This window comes from Variovorax boronicumulans, from assembly GCF_040544675.1.
Classification (GTDB): domain Bacteria; phylum Pseudomonadota; class Gammaproteobacteria; order Burkholderiales; family Burkholderiaceae_C; genus Variovorax; species Variovorax boronicumulans_D.
In genome coordinates this window covers 19,556-39,460 of the sequence record NZ_JBEPKK010000017.1, presented here as the reverse complement: position 1 = coordinate 39,460, position 19,905 = coordinate 19,556, and the positions used below count along the sequence as shown (strand labels likewise).

Genomic DNA, 19,905 nt, shown 5'->3' with positions numbered 1-19,905 from the left:
TTAGACTCGCCGGATGGACACGCTTGCCGAGCTGCGCGCGGGCCGGCTGGCAGGCGCCACCCGGCTCGATCTTTCATGCGGACTCACCGAGTTCCCGCGCGAAATCTTCGACCTCGCCGATTCGCTCGAAACACTGAATCTTTCCGGGAATGCGCTGGCTGCATTGCCCGACGACCTCGGCCGGCTGCACAAACTGCGCGTGCTGTTCTGCTCCGACAACCGCTTCACGACACTGCCCGAATCCATCGGTCAATGCCCTGACCTGGACATCGTCGGCTTCAAGGCCAACCGCATCCGCAGCGTGCCGGACGCCGCATTGCCGCCCTCGCTGCGCTGGCTGATCCTGACCGACAACGCCATCGAAGCACTGCCCGACACGCTGGGCCGCTGCACGCGCATGCAGAAGCTCATGCTGGCGGGCAACCGGCTGCGCGCGTTGCCGGCCGCGGTCGCCGCATGCCGGCAGCTGGAGCTGCTTCGCATTTCCGCCAACCGCTTCGAGGCGCTGCCAGACTGGCTGCTCTCGCTGCCTCGCCTGTCGTGGCTCGCGGCGGCGGGCAACGCCTTCGACACGCAAGCCGAAGACGCGGCCATCGCCGCGAAGTCGGTGCCGCATGTCGCCTGGCGCGATCTGACGCTGGGCCAGAAGCTGGGTGAAGGCGCATCGGGCGTGATTTATCAGGCAACGCTGGGCGCAGCGCAGCAAGGGCAGCAACAAGTGGCGGTCAAGCTGTTCAAAGGCGCGGTCACCAGCGACGGCTGGCCGCACAGCGAAATGGCCGCCTGCATCGCGGCCGGCGAGCACCCCACGTTGATCGCGGCGCGGAGCCGGATCGACGGCCACCCCGATGGCACCGAAGGCCTGGTGATGCCCCTGGTGCCGCCGTCTTTCCGCGTCCTTGCGGGGCCGCCTAGCCTGGCCTCGTGCACGCGCGACGTGTATGCGGACGACGCGCAATGGCCCGCCCAGGTGGCGCTGCGCATCGCGCGCGACATCGCCTCGGCGGTGCAGCACCTGCATGCGCGCGGCATTGTTCACGGCGACCTCTACGCCCACAACATTCTGTGGAATGCCGAAGGCGGTGGCCGGCTCGGCGACTTCGGCGCGGGCTGGATGACCGGCGCGCTCGACCCGAACCAGGGCAAGGCCGTGCAGCGCCTGGAAATGCGCGCCTTCGGCTGCCTGCTGGAAGAACTGTTCGCCCGTTGCAGCGATGCGCCGCCCGCTGCAATGCTCGGCCTCAAGGACCGCTGCATGCATCCCGACGTGGCGTCGCGCCCTTCGTTCGCCGAGGCTTTTTCGGCGCTGCAGCAAGAAGCCGCGGCATGACCGGCCACCGGCTGCCGCTGCCCACGCGCGACGGCGTCGGCCCCAGTTGCGTGGGGCTGCCGGCCGGCCCCTGGCCCACGATCGCCGAGTTCCTGGTCGAGCGCTTTCCCGCGATCACACGCGACGCGTGGATGGCCCGCATCGCTGCCGGCGAGGTGATCGACGAACACCGCGTCCCCGTCACCGCCGAGCGCCGCTACCAGGCACCGCTGCGCGTCTACTACTACCGCACGCTGGACGCCGAGGTACCCATCCCCTTCGAGGAGCAGGTCCTGTTCCGCGACGAGCAGCTCCTGGTGGTCGACAAGCCGCCGTTCCTGCCCGTCACACCCGGCGGCAAGTACCTGCAGCAGAGCCTGCTGGTGCGGCTCAAGCGCAAGCTGCAACTCGACGACCTCGTGCCGCTGCACCGCATCGACCGCAGCACTTCGGGACTGGTGCTGTTCTCGGTGCGGCCCGAAACGCGCGGCGCCTACCAGGCCATGTTTCCGGAGCGGCGCATCGCCAAGCACTACGAAGCCGTGGTGCCCTGGCGCGCAGGCGTTTCGTCGGTGCCCGACACCTACCGCAGCCGCCTGGTGGACGACGCGCACTTCATGCGCATGAAGGAAGTGCCCGGCGAGCCCAACTCCGAGACCCGCATCGTGGTGCAGCAAACGCTCGGCGACCGGGCGCTGCTGCTTCTGGCGCCCATCACCGGCCGCAAGCACCAGTTGCGGGTGCACTGCATGGCGCTGGGCATGCCGATCGAGAACGATCCGATCTACCCCACCCTGCTGCCCGAGAACACCGACGACTTCGACAAGCCCCTGCAGTTGCTCGCCAAGTCGGTCGCCTTCAAGGACCCGATCACCGGCGAGCCGCGCAGCTTCGCGAGCCCCCGGAGCCTGTCGCTGGCACCAAGGTGACGCACCGCGCGCGCGCCGCGCACTAAGCTCGTTTGCTGAACACTTTCATTCAGGAGACACCCGCACCATGGACACCACCCAACTCTTTTCGCTCAAGGGCCGCAGCGCCTTGATCACCGGCGGCTCGCGCGGCATCGGCCGCATGATCGCCGAGGGTTTCCTCGCCCAGGGCGCGCGCGTGTACATCTCGGCGCGCAAGGCGGCGGCCTGCGACCAGACAGCCAAGGAGCTCTCGGCGCTGGGCCATTGCGTGTCGCTGCCGGCGGACGTGTCCACGGTGGAGGGCGCGCAGGCACTGGTGGCGGCTTATGCGAAGCACGAAGACTCGCTCGGCATCCTGGTCAACAACGCCGGTGCGGCCTGGGGCGCGCCCTACGCCGAGTTCCCCGAGAGCGGCTGGGACAAGGTGGTCGACCTGAACCTCAAGACGCCCTTCTTCCTCACGCAGGCGCTCACGCCGATGCTCAAGAAGGCCGCGACCGATCAGCTGTCGAAGGTGATCAACATCGCATCGATCGACGGCATCTCGGTGAACCCGCAGGAAACGTATTCGTATGCGGCCAGCAAGGCCGGGCTGATCCAGCTCACGCGCCGCATGGCGCTGCGCCTGGCGCAAGACCGCATCGTGGTGAGCGCCATCGCCCCGGGCGCCTTCGCATCGGACATGAACAAGGATGCGCGCGACCACGGCGACGAGGTCAAGGGTCGCATTCCCGCAGGCCGCATCGGCACGCCCGAAGACATGGCCGGCGCCGCGATCTACCTCGCATCGCGCGCGGGAGACTATGTGATGGGCTCAACGCTGATCGTGGACGGCGGCGTGACGCACGCGCGCTGAGCATTCGAAGCGTCCTGAAATAAAAATCCGTTCACGCTGAGCCTGTCGAAGCGGCGCGCGAGGCTTCGACAAGCTCAGCCCGAACGGCCAGGGCGCGCGCCGCCTCAGTGGTTATCGCGCGGCACGCCGAAGGTGGCGTGGATCTTCTGGTACTTCACCGCCGGCTTGAGCACCATGCCTTCGGAGAGTTCGTCCACCACCGCACGCTGGATCTCCTGCCACGGCGTCTGGCTCGGCGGATACGGGTAGCCGCCGGCCGCTTCGAGCTTCTGGCGGCGCGTGGCGAGTTCTTCGTCGGAGACCAGCATGTTCGCCGTGCGCTTCTTCAGGTCGATGCGCACGCGGTCGCCGGTTTTCAGCAGCGCCAGCGCACCGCCGGTCGCGGCCTCCGGCGAAGCGTTCAGGATCGACGGAGAGCCCGAGGTGCCCGACTGCCGCCCATCGCCGATGCAAGGCAGCGCGGTGATGCCCTTCTTCAGCAGGTAGGCCGGCGCGCGCATGTTCACCACCTCGGCCGCGCCCGGGTAACCCACAGGCCCCACGCCCCGCATGAACAGCACGCTGTGCGCATCGATCTTCATCTTCGGATCGTCGATGCGGCGGTGGTAGTCCTCGGGGCCGTCGAACACCACGGCCGTGCCTTCGAAGGCCATCGGGTCGGCGGGGTTCTCCAGGTAGCGGGCGTGGAACTCGGGCGTGATCACGCTGGTCTTCATGATCGCGGAATCGAACAGGTTGCCGCTGAAATCAAGGAAGCCCGCATTCTTCATCATCGGCTTGGCGTACGGGAAGATCACCTTCCGGTCTTCGGTGAAGCGGCCTTCGCAGTTCTCGATGATGCTCTTGCCGTTGGCCGTGAGCGAGGGCTGTATCTTGCCCTTGGCGATCAGCTCGGCCACCACCGCGGGCACGCCGCCCGCGCGGTAGTAGTCCTCGCCCAGGTACTCGCCCGCAGGCTGCAGGTTGACCAGCAGCGGGATCTTGTAGCCGTGCTTTTCCCAGTCGCCGGTGGTCAGCGGCACGCCGATGTGGCGCGCGATGGCGTTCAGGTGAATGGGCGCATTGGTCGAGCCGCCGATGGCGGAGTTGACGACGATCGCGTTCTCGAAGGCAGCGCGCGTGAGGATGTCCGAAGGCTTCAGGTCCTCGCGCACCATCTCGACGATGCGCTTGCCGGTCATGTAGGCCATCTCCTGGCGGTCGCGGTACGGCGCCGGAATGGCCGCGCTGCCGGGCAGCGTCATGCCCAGTGCCTCGGTCAGCGAATTCATCGTGGAGGCCGTGCCCATGGTGTTGCAGTGCCCGGTCGACGGGGCCGAAGAGGCCACGAGCCGCAGGAAGCCCTGGTCGTCGATCTCGCCCGCGGCGAGCAGCTCGCGCGCCTTCCACACGATGGTGCCCGAGCCCGTGCGCTCGCCCTTGTACCAGCCATTGAGCATCGGGCCGGAGTTCAGCGCGATGGCCGGAATGTCGACCGTGGCGGCCGCCATCAATTGGGCCGGCGTGGTCTTGTCGCAGCCGGTGGTCAGCACCACGCCGTCGATCGGGTAGCCGTACAGAATTTCGACCAGCGACAGGTACTGCAGGTTGCGGTCCAGCGAGGCGGTCGGGCGCTTGCAGGTTTCCTGGATCGGATGGATCGGAAACTCGAAGGCGATGCCGCCCGCGTCGCGGATGCCCTCGCGCACGCGCTCGGCCAGCACCAGGTGGTGGCGGTTGCAGGGCGCGATGTCGGAGCCCGTCTGTGCGATGCCGATGATCGGGCGGCCCGACTGCAGCTCTTCGAAGCCGAGCCCGAAGTTCATCGTGCGCTCCAGGTAGAGCGCCGTCATGTCGGTGTTGGCGGGGTTGTCGAACCAGGCCTGCGAGCGCAGCTTCATGGGCCCGCGGGGCTTCTTCGGGCCGCTCTTGGGTGTGGGGCTTTTCTTCTTGTTCATCAGGACATTCCCTTCAAGGTTTCGGCCGCATTCGGGAGCGCGGCGCAGTCGGCGATGTATTGGCGAATGATGTCGGCGAAGTTGTCGTGCGGATGCAGACCCAGCCGCGCGGCCCGCTCGGCCGTGGCACCGCCCGGCCAGTTGGCGACGATACCGGCGATGCGCTCGTCGCGCTCGAAGCGCACCAGCGCGCGAACCTTGGGGCCGGCCACTTCCTCGAGCGCATTGAGCATGTCGCTCACGCGCACGTTGAGCGCCGGCAGGTTGATCGCGGCGCGGCCGCCGAAGGCCTCGCGGCTGGCTTCGTAGACGGCGATGAGGCCCTCGACCGTGCGGGCCGGAGAGCTCATGGGGTGCGACACGTCGGGCGACACCGGGCAGATCGATTCCACACCCGCCAGCGGCTCGCGGATGATGCCGCTGAAGAACGACGACGCAGCGCCGTTGGGCTTGCCCGGGCGCACCGTCACCGTCATCAGCCGCGCGGCGCGGCCGTCGATGTAGCCCTTGCGCGTGTAGTCGGAGATGAGGTGCTCGCACACCAGCTTCTGCGTGCCGTACGAGGTTTGCGGCAGCGGCAGCGTGTCGTCGGCCACCAGCGCGGGCAGCGGCACCGAGGGGTCGGGGCCGAACACGGCGACCGAGCTGGAGAACACCAGCCGCGTCACCCTGCCGCCCGCGCCGACGTTGGCGCGCAGGGCATCGAGCAGCGCGCGCGTGCTGTCGAGGTTGGAGCGCAGGCCGAGTTCGAAATCGGCTTCGCATTCGCCCGAGACGGCCGAGGCGAGATGGAACACGCCGTCGAAGGCTTCGGTCTTCAGCGCCTCGGTCTGCTGGAGCAACGGGCCGGTGCGGGCCTCGACGCGCGCATCGGCCAGCAGGTCGGCCGGCGGCGGCGCGATGTCGGTCAGCACCAGCCGTTCGATGCGCTGGCCGGCCAGCGTGCCGCGCGCCAGCAGCGCGCGTGCGAGACGGGCGCCGACAAAGCCGCCGCCTCCGGTGATCAACAGTTTCATGGTGTGTCCCTCTTGGTTGTGCTTCGGGTTGCGCGTTTCGGTTTTGCGGTGGGGGTGGCAGGCTTTGCGCCACGCGCCAGGGCGCGACGGCGCTGCCCGGTGATGACGCCGCCCTCGACAAGCCGCTGCTCGCCGCGAATCAGGTGTTGCGTTGCATGGCGGCGCGCGGCCACCGGGTCGCGCGCCGCAATGGCCTCGACGATGGCGCGGTGCTCGTTCTGTACCGCCTCCATGAAGTCCAGGCGGCGGGCTTCGTTGCCGCGCGTGATGCGCATGCCTTCGCGCAGGTACTGCTCCAGAAAGCCCAGCAACAGGCGGAACTGCGGATTGCCGGTGGCTTCGCCGATCACGCGGTGAAAGGCGAGGTCTTCGGCGACACCGTCCTGCCCGGCCGCCGCGGCGACGTCGATGGCCTTGAGCGCGCGGCGCAACTCGGCGATCTGGCTGCGGCTCGCGCGCTGTGCGGCCAGCGCGGCGATCTCGCCTTCGAGCACGCGGCGCACCTCGACCACGTCGACGACGGACTGCACCGAATCGAGCACGGCCGGATCGAAGGCCAGCGGCCGATGCAGCGGCGCCTGCGCCACGAAGCAGCCCAGGCCCTGGCGCGAGGTCACCAATGCCTGCGACTTGAGCTGATGCACGGCCTCCCGCACCACGGTGCGCGAAACCCCGTGCGAGGCCGCGAGTTGCTGTTCGGTAGGGAGCCGGTCGCCAGGCCGCAGCGCGCCGGATGCGATCTGCGCGGCCAGCCGCGAAGCGAGCCGATCAGACAGCCGGTCGGTGACCAGGGGGAAGGATTCTGAGAGGGCGGTGGCCTGCACGGCAGCGGAAAAGTGGAGCACGGTTATCGGGTCATCATACAAGTCAACAGGGGATTTCTCGTACCGGTTTGCCCTGATACCGGTTTCAAAAACGAGTGCCGATACTGCGCGGGCTGCGACGCGGAGGTCTCCGTGCCGCTTGCGCCCCTTCCCGCGATTTGTCAGGACTCCTTGCATGGCCAGTGTCACGATTGAAGCGGTCAAGAAGCGATTCGGCGAAGTCGCCATCCTTCATGGGGTGGACATCGACATTGCCGACGGCTCTTTCACGGTGCTCGTGGGCCCCTCGGGCTGCGGCAAGTCGACCCTGCTGCGCATGATCGCGGGGCTGGAGGAAATTCACGGCGGCGAAATCCGCATCGGCGATCGCCGCGTGAACGACCTGCCGCCCAAGGAGCGGGACATCGCGATGGTGTTCCAGAACTACGCGCTCTATCCGCACATGACGGTGCGCCAGAACATGGCCTTTGCCCTTTCGCTCGCGAAGATGGACAAGGCCACCATCGACGGCAAGGTGCAGCGCGCGGCCGAAATCCTGGCGCTCGCACCGCTGCTCGAGCGCTATCCGCGCCAGCTCTCGGGCGGCCAGCGCCAGCGCGTGGCGATGGGGCGCGCGATCGTGCGCGATCCGCAGGTCTTTCTTTTCGACGAGCCGCTGTCCAACCTCGACGCCAAGCTGCGCGTGGCGATGCGCAGCGAGATCAAGGAGCTGCACCAGCGGCTGAAGACCACCTCGATCTACGTCACCCACGACCAGATCGAAGCCATGACCATGGGCGACAAGATCGTGGTGATGCGCGACGGCCGCATCGAGCAGACCGGCAGTCCGCTTCAGCTATACGACCATCCGGCCAACCAGTTCGTCGCGGGCTTCATCGGCTCGCCGGCCATGAACTTCCTGCCCGGCACGCTGCGGCGCGCGGGCGGCGCGGCGCATGTGGAGCTGCCCGACGGCACGCGGCTCGATGCACCGACGCACGCGGGCGGCACCGACGGCCAGCCAGTCGTGTACGGCACGCGCCCCGAGCACCTGACGCTGGGCGACAGCGGCGGCATTCCCTCGCGCGTGGTCGTGATGGAGCCCACCGGCATGGACACCTTCGTCGCCTGCCGCCACGAAGGCACGGAGCTCTCGGCCGTGTTCCGCGAGCGCTACGACTTCGCACCGGGCAGCACCATCCACCTCGTGCCCGACCTGGCGCGCGCCCACCTCTTCGATGCAGAAAGCGGCCTGCGCCTGGCCGCCTGAAGCGCTCCCTGATTTTTCGCTTTTTTCGCTTTGTCTTTGGTTCACACCGGCCCGTTTACAACGAAGGAGACAGCTCATGAGTGATTTCAATCGCCGCAGGTTTCTCGAGAGTTCGGCCGGCGTTGCCGCCGCCGCGACTGTCGGCACGGGCAGCGCCCTGTTCGCGCCATTCGCGCAGGCGCAGAACCTGACGTTCAAGCCCGAGAAGGGCGCCAAGCTGCGCGTGCTGCGATGGAGCCGCTTCGTGCAGGGCGACATCGATGCGTACATGGCCAACGTCAAGAAGTTCACCGAGGCCACGGGCGTGGAAGTGCGCGTGGACAACGAGGGCTGGGAAGACGTGCGCCCCAAGGCCGCGGTGGCCGCCAACACGGGCGCCGGCCCCGACATCATCCTGTCGACCAATGACGACGCCAACCTCTATCCCGACAAGCTGCTCGACGTGACCGACCTGGCCGAATACCTCGGCAAGAAATACGGCGGCTGGTACCCCGCGGCCGAGGCCTTCATGCGCCCCGACGGAAAGAAATGGCTGGGCCTGCCGCTGGGCGCCTCGGGCTCGCTCATCGTGTACCGCGAGAGCATGGTCAAGGCCGCGGGCTTCGCGACCTTCCCCAAGACCACCGACGAGTTCCTGAAGCTCTACAAGGCGCTCAAGGAAAAGGGCACGCCCGGCGGCATGGCACTGGGCAATGCGACCGGCGACAGCACCTGGTGCAACTGGCTCATCTGGTCGCACGGCGGCAAGCTGGTCGACAAGTCGAACAAGGTGGTGATCGACAGCCCCGAGACGCTGAAGGCGCTGGAGTACAGCAAGGAGCTGTACGCCAACTTCATTCCCGGCACGCTCTCGTGGCTGGACCCGAACAACAACAAGGCCTTTCTGGATGGGCAGGTCAGCGTCACCAACAACGGCATCTCGATCTACTACGCGGCCAAGAATTCCGCCGATCCCAAGATCAAGGAAATGGCCGCGGACATCAACCATGCGGTGTTCCCCATCGGCCCGGTGGGCGTGCCGACGGAGTCGCACCTGTTCTTCAACCAGATGGTCATGAAGTACACGAAGTTTCCGCAGGCGGCCAAGGAGTTCCTGCGCTTCATGATGGAGAAGGAACAGTTCGATCCGTGGCTGCAAGGCGGCGGCGGCTATGTGGCGCAGCCCCTGCGCTTCTACGAGAACAGCGCGATCTGGTCCTCGGACCCGAAGAACCTGCCGTACCGCGATTCGGTGAAGAACCTGCGCCCCGGCGGCTACGACGGCAAGCTGGGTTATGCCTCGGCCGGCGCGGCGGCGGACTTCATCATTCCGAACATGGTGGCCGAGGCGGCCAGCGGATCGAAGTCGCCCAAGGAAGCGGCCGAGCGCGCGCAAAAGCGTGCCGAGCGGTACTACAAGGTCTGATCGATCCTTTCACTCTCCCGAAGCAGCCCGCCCCATGACACTCCTGGCCAGGTTCCAGAACAGCCGCAACGCGCTTGGCTTGGCGTTCATGCTTCCGGCAGCGGTGCTGCTGCTCCTGTTCCTGACCTACCCGCTGGGGCTGGGCACCTACCTTGGCTTCACCGATGCCAAGGTGGGCCGCGCGGGCCAGTGGATCGGGCTGGAGAACTACGAGTACCTGTGGGGCGACGCCGTGACGCGGCTCGCCCTCTTCAACACGCTCTTCTACACGGCGGTGGCGAGCGTGTTCAAGTTCCTCCTGGGGCTGTGGCTGGCGATCTTGCTGAACCGGAACATCCGCTTCAAGACCTTCTTCCGCGCGGTGATCCTGCTGCCGTACATCGTGCCCACCGCGCTCTCGGCGATCGCGTTCTGGTGGATCTACGACTCGCAGTTCTCCATCATCAGCTGGGCGCTGATGCGCTTGGGGTTGATCGACCAGTACATCGACTTTCTCGGCTCACCGTGGAATGCGCGCATCGCGGTGATCATTGCGAACGTGTGGCGCGGCGTGCCCTTCGTGGCGATCACGCTGCTGGCAGGGCTGCAGACCATTTCGCCCTCTTACTACGAAGCCTCCGCCATCGACGGCGCGACGCCGTGGCAGCAGTTTCGCCACGTCACCATGCCGCTGCTGACGCCGATCATCGCGGTGGTCATGACCTTCTCGGTGCTGTTCACCTTCACCGACTTCCAGCTGATCTACGTCATCACCCGCGGCGGCCCGTTGAATGCCACGCACCTGATGGCCACGCTGTCGTTCCAGCGCGCGATTTCGGGCGGCGCGCTCGGCGAAGGCGCGGCCATCGCGATTGCGATGGTGCCGTTTCTCCTGGCCTGCGTGATGTTCAGCTTCTTCGGCCTGCAGCGGCGCGCATGGCAACAAGGCGGTGCCGACAAATGAAAGAACTTCCATGAGCAATGCGGGCCAGGTCGACACCGTCGGCATGAGCTACCTCGACACGATCCCGCGCAAGGCGGTGACCGTGTACCTGCCGCTCGTGGTCTTTTTGATCGTGCTGCTGTTCCCGTTCTACTGGATGGCCATCACCTCGGTGAAGCCCGATGCCGAACTGCTCTCGCGCGAGGGCAATCCGTTCTGGGTGATCAACCCGACGCTCTCGCATTTCTACAAGCTGCTGTTCGAGACCTCGTACCCGCAGTGGTTGTGGAACACGGTGCTGGTGTCGGTGGTGTCCACCTTCGTGTCGCTCGCGGCCTCGGTGTTCGCGGCGTATGCCATCGAGCGGCTGCGCTTCAAGGGATCGAAGCACGTGGGCCTCTCGATCTTTCTGGCGTACATGGTGCCGCCGTCGATCCTGTTCATTCCGCTGGCGAACGTCGTGTTCAACCTCGGGCTTTTCGACACGCGCTGGGCGCTGATCCTCACCTACCCGACCTTCCTCATCCCCTTCTGCACCTGGCTGCTGATGGGCTACTTCCGGTCGATTCCGGCCGAGCTGGAAGAGTGTGCGCTCATCGACGGCGCGAGCCGCTGGCAGATCCTGGTGAAGATCGTGCTGCCGCTCGCGGTGCCGGGCCTCATCTCGGCAGGCATCTTCGCGTTCACGCTGTCGTGGAACGAGTTCATCTACGCGCTCACCTTCATCTCGTCGTCGGAGGTGAAGACGCTGCCCGTCGGCGTGGTCACGGAGCTGGTGCAGGGCGACGTGTACCAGTGGGGGCCGCTGATGGCCGGCGCGCTGCTGGGCTCGCTGCCGGTGGCGTTCATCTACTCGTTCTTCGTCGAGTACTACGTGTCGGGGATGACCGGGTCGGTCAAGGAATAGCCGCTGCCTCGCGGCGATCAGTTCCAGCGCGGGACGGCTTCGTCTTTCAGCTGCCGGCGCAACAGGTCGTAGTCGGGCACCACGCGCTCGACGGTTTCCCAGAAGCGGTGTGAGTGGTCCATCACGCGCAGGTGGGCCAGTTCGTGCGCGACCACGTAGTCGATCACCGGCAACCGGAAATGAATGAGCCGCCAGTTCAGGCGAATCGAGCCGTCCGCGCTCGCGCTGCCCCAGCGCGTGGCAGCGTTCGAGAGCGAGAGCTTCTGCCAGCGCACGCCGAGCAGCGGCGCGAAATGATCGAGCCGCTCGATGAAGAGCTTGCGCGCCTGCCGCATGAGCCAGGCCTGCGCGGCGTCGCGAATCTGCGAGGGCGCGGCGTTCTGCGCCACGGCCAGGCGCAGGATGCGCGGGCCGCCTTCGACCTCGGCGTCGTCGAGCGTGCCGCCGACGCTGGCAAAGCCGTGCTTGGGATCGAGCCGGATCACGACCGGCTCGCCCATGAACGGAAACCCTGCGCCGTCCTTCCACTCGATGCGCGTGGCCTCGACGCGCGCGTGGCGCTGCTGGGTCTCCAGCAGCTTGCGCAGGATCCAGTCGGCCTTCTCCTGGATTGCCGCATCGACGTCGCGCAGCGCAACCCATCGCGGCGCGCGCACCGAAAGGCCTTCGGCTCCCACCAGAAAGCCGATGGTCTTTCGCTTGCCGCGCTTGAATTCGTAGGCCACGCGTGCCGAGCCCAGCACCACTTCGCGCGTGGCCTGCGGATGCGCGAAGCGCGCGAGCGCCAGCGTGTCGCGCAGCGGGATCGCGGGCAATGCGGGGCCGGTGTCCACAGCTTCCTGCCGAGGCGCGGACGGCACGGGCGGCATCGCGGGCGGCGCGGCCTTGCGGACCTTCTTCGGCCGCGGCGCCGGCGGCTCGGGCTTCGCGAACTCGCTGCCCAGCCCCTCGAACAGGTCCATCGTGAACTGCAGCAGTCCCTGCATCGGGTGTCCTGCGGCTTCTAGCGGTAGGCCTCGGGATCGAGCCGGTGCATCTCGGCCTCGATCCACGCCTCGACTTCGCGCATCAGCTCGTCGGGCTTGCGGCCCACGCTCGGAATGGCCGGGCCGATGGACACATCGACCACGCCCGGGCGCTTGATGAAGGCCTTGCGCGGCCAGACCTTGGCCGAGGTGACGGCGATGGGAATGACCGGCACGCCCGTCTCGCAGGCCAGGCGCGTGCCGCCGCTCTTGTAGGTGCCCTTCTGGCCGCGCGGAATGCGGGTGCCTTCGGGAAACATGATGATCCAGATGCCCTGCGCAAGCAGCTTGCGGCCCTGGTTCACCACCTTGTTGAAAGCCTGGGCGCGCTGGCTGCGGTCGATGTGGATCATGTCCAGCCGCGCCATCGCCCAGCCGAAGAAGGGCACGTAGATCAGCTCCTTCTTGAACACGTAGGCCAGCGGATGCGGCATCAGCGTGGGCATGAGAAAGGTCTCGAGCGTGGACTGGTGCTTGACCAGCAGGATCGCGCCGGCCAGCTGGTCGGTCGGCAGGTTTTCCATGCCGGTGACCCGCGTCTTGATGCCCAGCAGCACGCGCGCGCCGCCGATGGCCCAGCTGAGCCACTGCTCGGCCATCCAGTAGAGCGGAATGCCGCGCTTCCAGATCGAGCTGACGCACATGATGATGCCCCAGGGCACCACGGTGACGAGCATCCACAGGGCGTGGAGAACGGAACGGATAAACGCCATCAAAGAGCCACCTGCAGTGCGGCCCGCGCTTCGCGCGCGAGCAAAAAGTCGACAAAGGCGGCGAGGTCCTCGTGAACCGCCGTGTTCGCCGGGTATTCGGGAGGCAGCGGGTCCACGCCGATGCAGGCCGCGCCCATGCCGGTGAGCAGCAGGTGCGGCTCGCAGCCGGCGGCCGCGCCCGCCTGCAGGTCGCGCAGGCTGTCGCCCGCGGTCGGCACGCCCTTGAGGTCGATGCCGTAGCGGTCGCCGATCTGCAGGAACAGGCCCGGCTTGGGCTTGCGGCACTCGCAGTCTTCGTCGGGGCTGTGCGGGCAATAGAACACCGCATCCACCTTGCCGCCCACGGCCGCGAGCATCTTGTGCATCTTGGCGTGCATGGCGTTGAGCGAGGCCATGTCGAACAGCCCCCGGCCCAGGCCCGACTGGTTGGACGCAACCACCACATGCCAGCCCGCATGGTTGAGCCGCGCGATCGCCTCCAGCGCGCCGGGCAGCGGCGTCCACTCGATGTCGCTCTTGACGAAGTCTTCGCGGTGCACGTTGATCGTGCCGTTGCGGTCGAGGATGACGAGTTTCATGGGGTCTTTTCCGTGCCTGAGAGACAACGTTCGCCAGGTTGAATTGCGCCTAGCCCCGCAGCACGCCGCAATTCGCTGCGTTCTTCCTGCGTGATGAGAATGCCGATTGGCGACACACTGCGCAGCACGACCGCATGGTCATCTGTACCGCATGTGGCCGCCTCGATGGCATTCACGCCGGACGCGAGAATGGCGCGCCACTCCTCCCAATAGGAATCAGACCGTGTCTTGCCGGATTGCAGTTGCCACCGTTCGAGCGTTGCCGTGAGATCAGCGATTCGAGCGGGATCGGCGCGCAGTCGCTCTACGGCGAGGCGATGCGCCCGAAGCGAAAAGTCATCGATCTGCAACTGCCGATTCATGGTGCGAAATGCTGATTGCTGAGTTCAGGCAGCCAGCCGCTCGAGCTGCGCCACGCGGTTCATCGCGGCATGCAGCGACATCAGCAGCCCCAGCCGGTTGAGCCGTAGGTCGACCTGTTCAGCATTGACCATCACGTCGTCGAAGAAGGCATCCACAGGCAAGCGAAGCATAGAGAGCGTCATCAACGACCCCTTGTAATCGCCGCTCTCAAATTGACTATCGGCAATAGGCACCACAAGCTGCATCGCCTGATAGAGCGCCTTCTCCGCAGGCTCAGGCAACAACTGAGGGTTGACATGAGGATCAGCTTCGGGCGATTTCTTCAAGATATTGCCGATGCGCTTGTTGGCGGCCGCCAATGCTGGTGCTTCCGACAGCGCGGCAAATGCTCGAACCGCGCCCAGCAATTTGGGAACCTCGCCCAACCGCTGCGGACGATTAGCCAGCACGGCATCGACCTCATGCGCGCTTGCGCCCTGTTCGCGTAGCCCGCTCGCCAGTCGGTCGTACACGAAGGCAATCACCAGCTTCGGTGTATCGGCGTCCAACGGGCGCTTGGCAAACCCAGACGCGTGCCCAATCAGACCACCGCCTCCAGCAGCCTGCTTCGCAGCCCATTCACGTTCCTGCTGGGTATTCCAATAATTTCGCTGGAGATTTTCGTCATCCAAGATATCAAAGGCGATCTGGACCAAGTCGTCGAGCCCCAGCGCGAGGTCCTTCTCGATCAGCATCCGGATCACACCCAGCGCATGCCGGCGCAGCGCGAACGGATCGCGGTCGCCGGTGGGCAGGTTGCCGATGCCGAACATGCCGACCAGCGTTTCGAGCTTGTCGGCCAGCGCGACCGCGAGGCCCACGCTGTTGCGCGGCAGCTCGTCGCCAGCGAAGCGCGGCTTGTAGTGGTCTTCGATGGCGTCGGCCACCGCGGCATCGAGGCCGTCGTGCAGCGCGTAGTAGCGGCCCATCGTGCCCTGCAGCTCGGGGAACTCGCCGACCATGTCGGTCACGAGGTCGGCCTTGGCCAGTTGTGCGGCTTGCGTCGCCTGTGCGGCGAGCGCGGCATCGCCGATTTTTTCGGCAATGCCGCGCGCGATGTGCATCACGCGCTGCACACGCTCGCCCTGCGTGCCGAGCTTGTTGTGATAGACCACCTTGCCCAGCGACTCGACGCGCGAGGCCAGCGATTTCTTGCGGTCCTGGTCGAAGAAGAACTTGGCGTCGGCCAGGCGCGGGCGCACCACGCGCTCGTTGCCTTCAATGACCGCGCTCGCGTCGTCGGGGCTGATGTTGCTGACGACCAGGAACTTGTGGGTGAGCCTGGCTTGCGCGTCGAGCAGCGGAAAGTACTTCTGGTTGGCCTTCATCGTGAGGATGAGGCACTCCTGCGGCACTTCGAGGAATTCGGGCTCGAAGCTGCAGACCAGCACGTTGGGGCGTTCGACCAGCGCGGTCACTTCGTCGAGCAGTGCGTCGTCGTGGATGGGCACCGAGCCGCTGCCGACCTTGACGGCCGCCGCCGCGAGCTGGCGCGCGATGTCGGCGCGGCGGGCCTCGAAGCTCGCGATGACGGCGCCCTCGTCCTGCAGCTGCAGCGCGTAGCTGTTGGCATCGCGCAGCACCACCGGATCGACCGCCGCCTCGAAGCGGTGGCCGTGCGTTTCGCGGCCGGCTTTCAGGCCCAGCGCCTCGATGGGCACCACGGTGTCGCCATGCAGCGCCACCAGGCCGTGCGCGGGGCGCACGAAGCTCACGCTGCTCCAGCCGGGCAGCTCGCAGCCGCTTTCGAGCTGGTAGCTCATCACCTTGGGAATCGGCAGCTTGGCGATGGCCTCGGCCAGCGCCTTCTGCAGACCCTCGGCCAGCGTCGCGCCCTTGGCGGTGCTTTCGTAGAAGAGGGCTTCGGCCTTGCCGTCCATCGCGCGCTTGAGGCCGGGCACGGCGGAGGCATCGGCGCCCAGCGCGCCCAGGCGCTTGAGCAGCGCGGGCGTGGGCTGGCCTGAAGCATCGAGCCCCACGGCCACGGGCATGAGCTTTTGCGACACGGCCTTGTCGGCGGCACGCTCGGTCACGTGCGTGAGGTGCGCGGCCAGGCGGCGCGGCGAGGCATAGGCGGTGAGCACCGAGCCGGCCTCGGCCAGGCCCTGCGCCACCAGCTGCTCGCGCAGCACGCCGGCAAAGGCGTCACCGAGCTTCTTCAGCGCCTTGGGCGGCAATTCCTCGACAAACAGTTCGACAAGAAGGCTGGCAGACGACATGGCTCAGAGGGATAGGACGAAAACTGCGCCGCAAGCGGCGCCGGTCACGGGCACGCAGCGATGCGGCACCGTGGAAGGGAAGAATCGACGGGCGCTCATGCGGAGACGGCCCCGTTGTTGTGATTGCTGCTGCGCCGGTCCGCGGCACGGCGCGCCACGAGCGCCACTACCGACACCGCCAGGAGCGGCGCCCACACGGTGACCAGCTCGTTGAGCAGCACGGCCGCACCGCGTGGCGAGAAAAAACGTTTCAGCGCGATCGGCGACACCTCGATGGGACGCCACGGGCTGAAATAGCGCACATCGCTGAACGGCCAGAAAAAGGCGATGCCGATGCCGCCGTTGGTCAGCATGTCCAGAAGCGAATGGGACATGGTGCACAGCGCGATCCACGCCCAGCCGACCGCCCGGCGCATGCCCCAGTACGGCGCGAGCCACCAGCCGGCAAAGCCGAACAGCAGCGCGAAGAGCAGCGTGTGGGTGAAGCCGCGATGCCCCGCCATGCCGCCGTAGGCAATGCCCAGCTTGAAGGCCAGGCCGTCGAAGTCCGGCACGATGGACGCGAGCATGCCCGCGAGCAGCGCCGACACCGGCACGCGCCGCGTGCCCAGCGCAATGGCTGCGCAGACGGGAACGGCGACGTGGGTGAAGATCGTTGGCATGAGCGTTCAGGCGGGAAATGCAGGCGGCGGAATCAGGCGGCCTTCTTGACCGGAATCTGCGCGACCCATTCGCGCGGCGCCATCGGAAAGCCCAGGCGTTCCCGGCTCTCGTAGTAGCTCTGCGCCACGCTGCGCGCGAGGTTGCGGATGCGGCCGATGTAGGCCGCGCGCTCCGTCACGCTGATCGCGCCGCGCGCATCGAGCAGGTTGAAGCTGTGCGCGGCCTTGAGCACCTGCTCGTAAGCCGGCAGCGCGAGCTGCTCGGTCATGAGGTGCTTGGCCTGCTTTTCGTGCGCGTTGAAGGCGGTGAACAGGAACTCGGCGTCGCTGTGCTCGAAGTTGTAGGCGGATTGCTCGACCTCGTTCTGGTGGTAGACGTCGCCGTAGCTCACGCCGGGCGCCCACTCCAGTTCATAGATGCTTTCCTTCTGCTGCAGGTACATCGCCAGGCGCTCCAGCCCGTAGGTGATCTCGCCGGTGATCGGCTTGCAGTCGATGCCGCCAACCTGCTGGAAGTAGGTGAACTGCGTCACCTCCATGCCGTTGAGCCACACCTCCCAGCCCAGGCCCCAGGCGCCGAGCGTGGGGTTCTCCCAGTCGTCTTCCACGAAGCGGATGTCGTTCTTCTTCAGGTCGAAGCCCAGGGCTTCGAGGCTGCCGAGGTAGAGCTCCAGGATGTTCGAGGGCGCGGGCTTGAGCACCACCTGGTACTGGTAGTAGTGCTGCAGGCGGTTGGGGTTCTCGCCGTAGCGGCCGTCCTTGGGTCGGCGGCTGGGCTGCACGTAGGCGGCTTTCCAGGGTTCGGGGCCGAGCGCGCGCAGGAAGGTGGCGGTGTGCGATGTGCCCGCGCCGACCTCCATGTCGTACGGTTGCAGCAGCGCGCAGCCCTGGTCGGCCCAGTACGACTGCAGTTTGAGAATGATTTGCTGGAAGGTCAACATGGAGCTGGCCGGCGTGGCCGGACATTGGACGGTAGCGCGGCATGCACCGCGAAAGCGGGCGATTTTACGTTCGGAGGGCAACTCTCCCACAGCCGGCCGGGATGCCGGCTGCTCGCAAGACCCGCCAGGCCGTGCGACAACCGGAGGTTGGGTGCCTTTCGCCCCTCGTTCTTCAGATCCCGCGCGGCCCTTGGGCCCGCCCTTTGGCCCGCCATTTCCAGCCCCCATCGACATGCAACCGCCCCACATCGGTCCGAGTTCTCCGTTTTTCATCGTGCTCAATGCCAGTTCCGGCAGCGAGAGCGCCGCCGAGGCCCGCCGGGTCATCGAGGAAGGCTGCGAGGCGGCCGGCCGCAAGCACCGCATCTTCCTGATCGACGGCCCCGACCGGCTGCACGCCCTGGCGCGCGAGGCCGTCGAGCGCGCCCGCGCCGTGGGCGGCGTGGTGGTGGCCGCGGGCGGCGACGGCACCATCAACGCGGTGGCGCAGGCCACGCTGGGCAGCGGTTGTGCCTTCGGCGTGCTGCCGCAGGGCACCTTCAACTATTTCAGCCGCACCCACGGCATCCCGCGCGACACGGCCGAAGCGCTGCAGGTGCTGCTGAACAACCAGCCACGGGCGGCGCAGGTGGGCCTGGTGAACGACCGCGTGTTCCTGGTCAACGCCAGCATGGGCCTGTACGCCGAACTGCTCGAAGAGCGCGAAACCTACAAGGCGCGCTACGGCCGCAGCCGCTGGATCGCGTTCTTCGCCGGCCTCCTGACGGTGATGCGCGGCCGCCACCGGCACTGGAACCTGCGCATGGCCTGGCGCGGGCAGGAAAAAGACTTCCGCACGCCGACGCTCTTCGTGGGCAACAACCCGCTGCAACTTCTGCAGGTGGGCATCGAGCATGCCGATGCGCCTGAGCAGGGGCAGCTCGCAGCCATCGCGCTCAAGCCGGTCGGCGTGCTCGCGATGCCGGGTCTCCTGGTGCGCGGCGCGATGGGCCGGCTCGGACGCGCCGACCAGGTGCTGAGCTTTCCCTTCGAATCGATGACGGTGCGGGCCGGGCGCCTGCGCGCGCCGCGACGGGTGAAGGTGGCGACCGACGGAGAAATCGCCTGGACCGACATGCCGCTGCTGTTCCGCGTGTCGCCCGAGCCGCTGTGGCTGGTACGGCCCGACGTCGCACCGGAGCTGGAGGCCGCAAAGCAATGAGTTGCCTGCTGCAGATATCCGATACGCACTTCGGCACCGAGCACCCCGAGGTGCTGCAGGCGCTGGAACGATTCACCCAGGCGCTGGCACCGCAGGTGGTGGTGATGTCGGGCGACATCACCCAGCGCGCCACCACGGCGCAGTTCGCGGCGGCGCGGGCCTTCGTCGACCAGCTGGCGGTGCCCGCCACCCTGGTCATTCCGGGCAACCACGACATTCCGCTGCTGCAACTCGCGGCGCGCTGCTTCTCGCCCTATGGCCGCTACAAGGCCGCCTTCGGCGACGACCTGGAGCCGGTGTTCGAGTCGGACGATTGGCTGGTGGTCACCGTCAACACCACGCGCTGGTACCGGCATGCGGACGGCGCGGTGTCGGCCGCGCAGGTCGAGCGGGTGGCCACGCGGCTGGCGGCGGCCTCGTCGTCGCAACTGCGCGTGGTGGTCACGCACCAGCCGCTGATGGTCACGCGGCAGGAAGACCTGTCGAACCGGCTGCACGGGCGCGGGCCGGCGGTGGCGCGATGGTCCGAGGCGGGCGTCGACCTGGTGCTGGGCGGCCACATCCACCTGCCCTTTGTCCGTTCGCTGCACGACGCCTTCTCGGGCTGCCGGCGCACCGTGTACGCGGTGCAGGCCGGCACGGCGGTGTCGACGCGGGTGCGGGCGGGCTTTGCCAATTCGGTGAACGTGGTGCGCTTCGACAAAACGGGCGGCACGCGTGCCTGCCGGGTCGAGCGCTGGGACTACGCGGCCGCGGACAAAGCCTTCGTGTGCGCCAAAGTATTTGCGCTTTCTCTTGCCAGCGGCGCGGTGCCCCCTTAGGGTGCGC

Annotated in this window: 19 protein-coding genes; 9 read left to right on the top strand and 10 right to left on the bottom strand. The window is 67.0% G+C overall.

The window, feature by feature from the left end; all coding sequences use genetic code 11:
* The first annotated feature begins 13 nt into the window (after positions 1–13).
* The 3 genes from ABIC90_RS23675 to ABIC90_RS23665 all read left to right on the top strand — a co-directional run bounded on the left by ABIC90_RS23675 (position 14) and on the right by ABIC90_RS23665 (position 3,076).
* Positions 14–1,330, top strand: a complete 1,317-nt coding sequence (locus ABIC90_RS23675) for a leucine-rich repeat-containing protein kinase family protein (protein ID WP_354358493.1) — start codon at positions 14–16, stop codon at positions 1,328–1,330.
* Positions 1,327–2,238, top strand: a complete 912-nt coding sequence (locus ABIC90_RS23670) for a pseudouridine synthase (protein WP_354358491.1) — start codon at positions 1,327–1,329, stop codon at positions 2,236–2,238. The genes ABIC90_RS23675 and ABIC90_RS23670 overlap by 4 nt, the downstream gene beginning before the upstream one ends.
* A 67-nt stretch (positions 2,239–2,305) precedes the next feature.
* Positions 2,306–3,076, top strand: coding sequence for an SDR family oxidoreductase (locus tag ABIC90_RS23665; protein ID WP_354358489.1), 771 nt, complete (start codon positions 2,306–2,308; stop codon positions 3,074–3,076).
* Positions 3,077–3,180: 104 nt separating this feature from the next.
* Here the strand turns inward: ABIC90_RS23665 and ABIC90_RS23660 are convergent, their stop codons facing one another.
* From ABIC90_RS23660 to ABIC90_RS23650, 3 genes are read right to left on the bottom strand one after another with little or no spacing between them, the layout of a single operon-like run.
* Positions 3,181–5,013 (bottom strand): IlvD/Edd family dehydratase, encoded by a 1,833-nt coding sequence (locus tag ABIC90_RS23660; RefSeq protein ID WP_354358487.1) that lies wholly within the window; start codon positions 5,011–5,013, stop codon positions 3,181–3,183.
* Entirely contained in the window at positions 5,013–6,029 is a 1,017-nt protein-coding gene (denD, locus tag ABIC90_RS23655; protein ID WP_354358485.1) for a D-erythronate dehydrogenase, read from the bottom strand. The genes ABIC90_RS23660 and denD overlap by 1 nt, the downstream gene beginning before the upstream one ends.
* Positions 6,026–6,853 (bottom strand): FadR/GntR family transcriptional regulator, encoded by an 828-nt coding sequence (locus tag ABIC90_RS23650; protein WP_354358481.1) that lies wholly within the window; start codon positions 6,851–6,853, stop codon positions 6,026–6,028. Before ABIC90_RS23650 ends, denD begins: the two co-directional genes overlap by 4 nt.
* A gap of 175 nt (positions 6,854–7,028) precedes the next feature.
* Between ABIC90_RS23650 and ABIC90_RS23645 the strand changes: the two genes are divergently transcribed.
* From ABIC90_RS23645 to ABIC90_RS23630, 4 genes are all read left to right on the top strand, one after another.
* Positions 7,029–8,102 (top strand): ABC transporter ATP-binding protein, encoded by a 1,074-nt coding sequence (locus tag ABIC90_RS23645; RefSeq protein WP_354358479.1) that lies wholly within the window; start codon positions 7,029–7,031, stop codon positions 8,100–8,102.
* Between the two features lie 76 nt (positions 8,103–8,178).
* A complete protein-coding gene (locus ABIC90_RS23640; protein ID WP_354358477.1) occupies positions 8,179–9,507 on the top strand; it encodes an ABC transporter substrate-binding protein in 1,329 nt (442 codons plus the stop codon).
* A 34-nt stretch (positions 9,508–9,541) separates the two neighbouring features.
* Complete coding sequence (locus tag ABIC90_RS23635; protein WP_354358475.1) at positions 9,542–10,450, top strand: carbohydrate ABC transporter permease; 909 nt, start codon at positions 9,542–9,544, stop codon at positions 10,448–10,450.
* Positions 10,451–10,460: 10 nt separating this feature from the next.
* Entirely contained in the window at positions 10,461–11,336 is an 876-nt protein-coding gene (locus ABIC90_RS23630) for a carbohydrate ABC transporter permease (RefSeq protein WP_013543745.1), read from the top strand.
* A 17-nt stretch (positions 11,337–11,353) separates the two neighbouring features.
* Here ABIC90_RS23630 and ABIC90_RS23625 read toward each other — a convergent pair whose 3' ends face one another.
* The 7 genes from ABIC90_RS23625 to glyQ form a co-directional block, all read right to left on the bottom strand.
* Complete coding sequence (locus ABIC90_RS23625; protein ID WP_354358472.1) at positions 11,354–12,322, bottom strand: M48 family metallopeptidase; 969 nt, start codon at positions 12,320–12,322, stop codon at positions 11,354–11,356.
* A 17-nt stretch (positions 12,323–12,339) separates the two neighbouring features.
* Positions 12,340–13,074, bottom strand: coding sequence for a lysophospholipid acyltransferase family protein (locus ABIC90_RS23620; RefSeq protein WP_354358470.1), 735 nt, complete (start codon positions 13,072–13,074; stop codon positions 12,340–12,342).
* The gene (gene gmhB, locus ABIC90_RS23615) at positions 13,074–13,652 is read right to left on the bottom strand and encodes a D-glycero-beta-D-manno-heptose 1,7-bisphosphate 7-phosphatase (RefSeq protein ID WP_354358468.1); all 579 of its coding nucleotides are present in this window, start codon (positions 13,650–13,652) and stop codon (positions 13,074–13,076) included. Before gmhB ends, ABIC90_RS23620 begins: the two co-directional genes overlap by 1 nt.
* Positions 13,649–14,014: a hypothetical protein gene (locus ABIC90_RS23610; protein WP_354358466.1), complete on the bottom strand. Its 366-nt coding sequence runs from the start codon at positions 14,012–14,014 to the stop codon at positions 13,649–13,651. Before ABIC90_RS23610 ends, gmhB begins: the two co-directional genes overlap by 4 nt.
* A gap of 24 nt (positions 14,015–14,038) precedes the next feature.
* Positions 14,039–16,273 (bottom strand): glycine--tRNA ligase subunit beta, encoded by a 2,235-nt coding sequence (gene glyS / locus ABIC90_RS23605; protein ID WP_354358464.1) that lies wholly within the window; start codon positions 16,271–16,273, stop codon positions 14,039–14,041.
* Between the two features lie 95 nt (positions 16,274–16,368).
* Positions 16,369–16,935, bottom strand: coding sequence for a metal-dependent hydrolase (locus ABIC90_RS23600; protein WP_354358462.1), 567 nt, complete (start codon positions 16,933–16,935; stop codon positions 16,369–16,371).
* Positions 16,936–16,967: 32 nt separating this feature from the next.
* On the bottom strand, positions 16,968–17,876 hold the full coding sequence (gene glyQ, locus ABIC90_RS23595; RefSeq protein WP_354358460.1) for a glycine--tRNA ligase subunit alpha: 909 nt from the start codon (positions 17,874–17,876) through the stop codon (positions 16,968–16,970).
* 232 nt (positions 17,877–18,108) lie between these two features.
* Here glyQ and ABIC90_RS23590 point away from each other — a divergent pair, with 232 nt between their 5' ends.
* Positions 18,109–19,077 (top strand): diacylglycerol/lipid kinase family protein, encoded by a 969-nt coding sequence (locus ABIC90_RS23590; RefSeq protein WP_354358458.1) that lies wholly within the window; start codon positions 18,109–18,111, stop codon positions 19,075–19,077.
* Positions 19,074–19,898, top strand: coding sequence for a metallophosphoesterase family protein (locus tag ABIC90_RS23585; RefSeq protein ID WP_354358455.1), 825 nt, complete (start codon positions 19,074–19,076; stop codon positions 19,896–19,898). The genes ABIC90_RS23590 and ABIC90_RS23585 overlap by 4 nt, the downstream gene beginning before the upstream one ends.
* The last annotated feature ends 7 nt before the right edge of the window (positions 19,899–19,905 follow it).

Bases quoted from the DNA above. Each gene is read 5' to 3' on its own strand.
- ABIC90_RS23675 (WP_354358493.1), top strand. From the start codon at position 14: ATGGACACGCTTGCCGAGCTGCGCGCGGGCCGGCTGGCAGGCGCCACC.
- denD (WP_354358485.1), bottom strand. From the start codon at position 6,029: ATGAAACTGTTGATCACCGGAGGCGGCGGCTTTGTCGGCGCCCGTCTC.
- ABIC90_RS23635 (WP_354358475.1), top strand. From the start codon at position 9,542: ATGACACTCCTGGCCAGGTTCCAGAACAGCCGCAACGCGCTTGGCTTG.
- ABIC90_RS23610 (WP_354358466.1), bottom strand. From the start codon at position 14,014: ATGAATCGGCAGTTGCAGATCGATGACTTTTCGCTTCGGGCGCATCGC.
- ABIC90_RS23645 (WP_354358479.1), top strand. From the start codon at position 7,029: ATGGCCAGTGTCACGATTGAAGCGGTCAAGAAGCGATTCGGCGAAGTC.
- ABIC90_RS23625 (WP_354358472.1), bottom strand. From the start codon at position 12,322: ATGCAGGGACTGCTGCAGTTCACGATGGACCTGTTCGAGGGGCTGGGC.
- ABIC90_RS23630 (WP_013543745.1), top strand. From the start codon at position 10,461: ATGAGCAATGCGGGCCAGGTCGACACCGTCGGCATGAGCTACCTCGAC.
- glyS (WP_354358464.1), bottom strand. From the start codon at position 16,273: ATGTCGTCTGCCAGCCTTCTTGTCGAACTGTTTGTCGAGGAATTGCCG.
- gmhB (WP_354358468.1), bottom strand. From the start codon at position 13,652: ATGAAACTCGTCATCCTCGACCGCAACGGCACGATCAACGTGCACCGC.
- ABIC90_RS23590 (WP_354358458.1), top strand. From the start codon at position 18,109: ATGCAACCGCCCCACATCGGTCCGAGTTCTCCGTTTTTCATCGTGCTC.
- ABIC90_RS23665 (WP_354358489.1), top strand. From the start codon at position 2,306: ATGGACACCACCCAACTCTTTTCGCTCAAGGGCCGCAGCGCCTTGATC.
- ABIC90_RS23600 (WP_354358462.1), bottom strand. From the start codon at position 16,935: ATGCCAACGATCTTCACCCACGTCGCCGTTCCCGTCTGCGCAGCCATT.
- glyQ (WP_354358460.1), bottom strand. From the start codon at position 17,876: ATGTTGACCTTCCAGCAAATCATTCTCAAACTGCAGTCGTACTGGGCC.
- ABIC90_RS23620 (WP_354358470.1), bottom strand. From the start codon at position 13,074: ATGGCGTTTATCCGTTCCGTTCTCCACGCCCTGTGGATGCTCGTCACC.
- ABIC90_RS23585 (WP_354358455.1), top strand. From the start codon at position 19,074: ATGAGTTGCCTGCTGCAGATATCCGATACGCACTTCGGCACCGAGCAC.
- ABIC90_RS23640 (WP_354358477.1), top strand. From the start codon at position 8,179: ATGAGTGATTTCAATCGCCGCAGGTTTCTCGAGAGTTCGGCCGGCGTT.
- ABIC90_RS23670 (WP_354358491.1), top strand. From the start codon at position 1,327: ATGACCGGCCACCGGCTGCCGCTGCCCACGCGCGACGGCGTCGGCCCC.
- ABIC90_RS23660 (WP_354358487.1), bottom strand. From the start codon at position 5,013: ATGAACAAGAAGAAAAGCCCCACACCCAAGAGCGGCCCGAAGAAGCCC.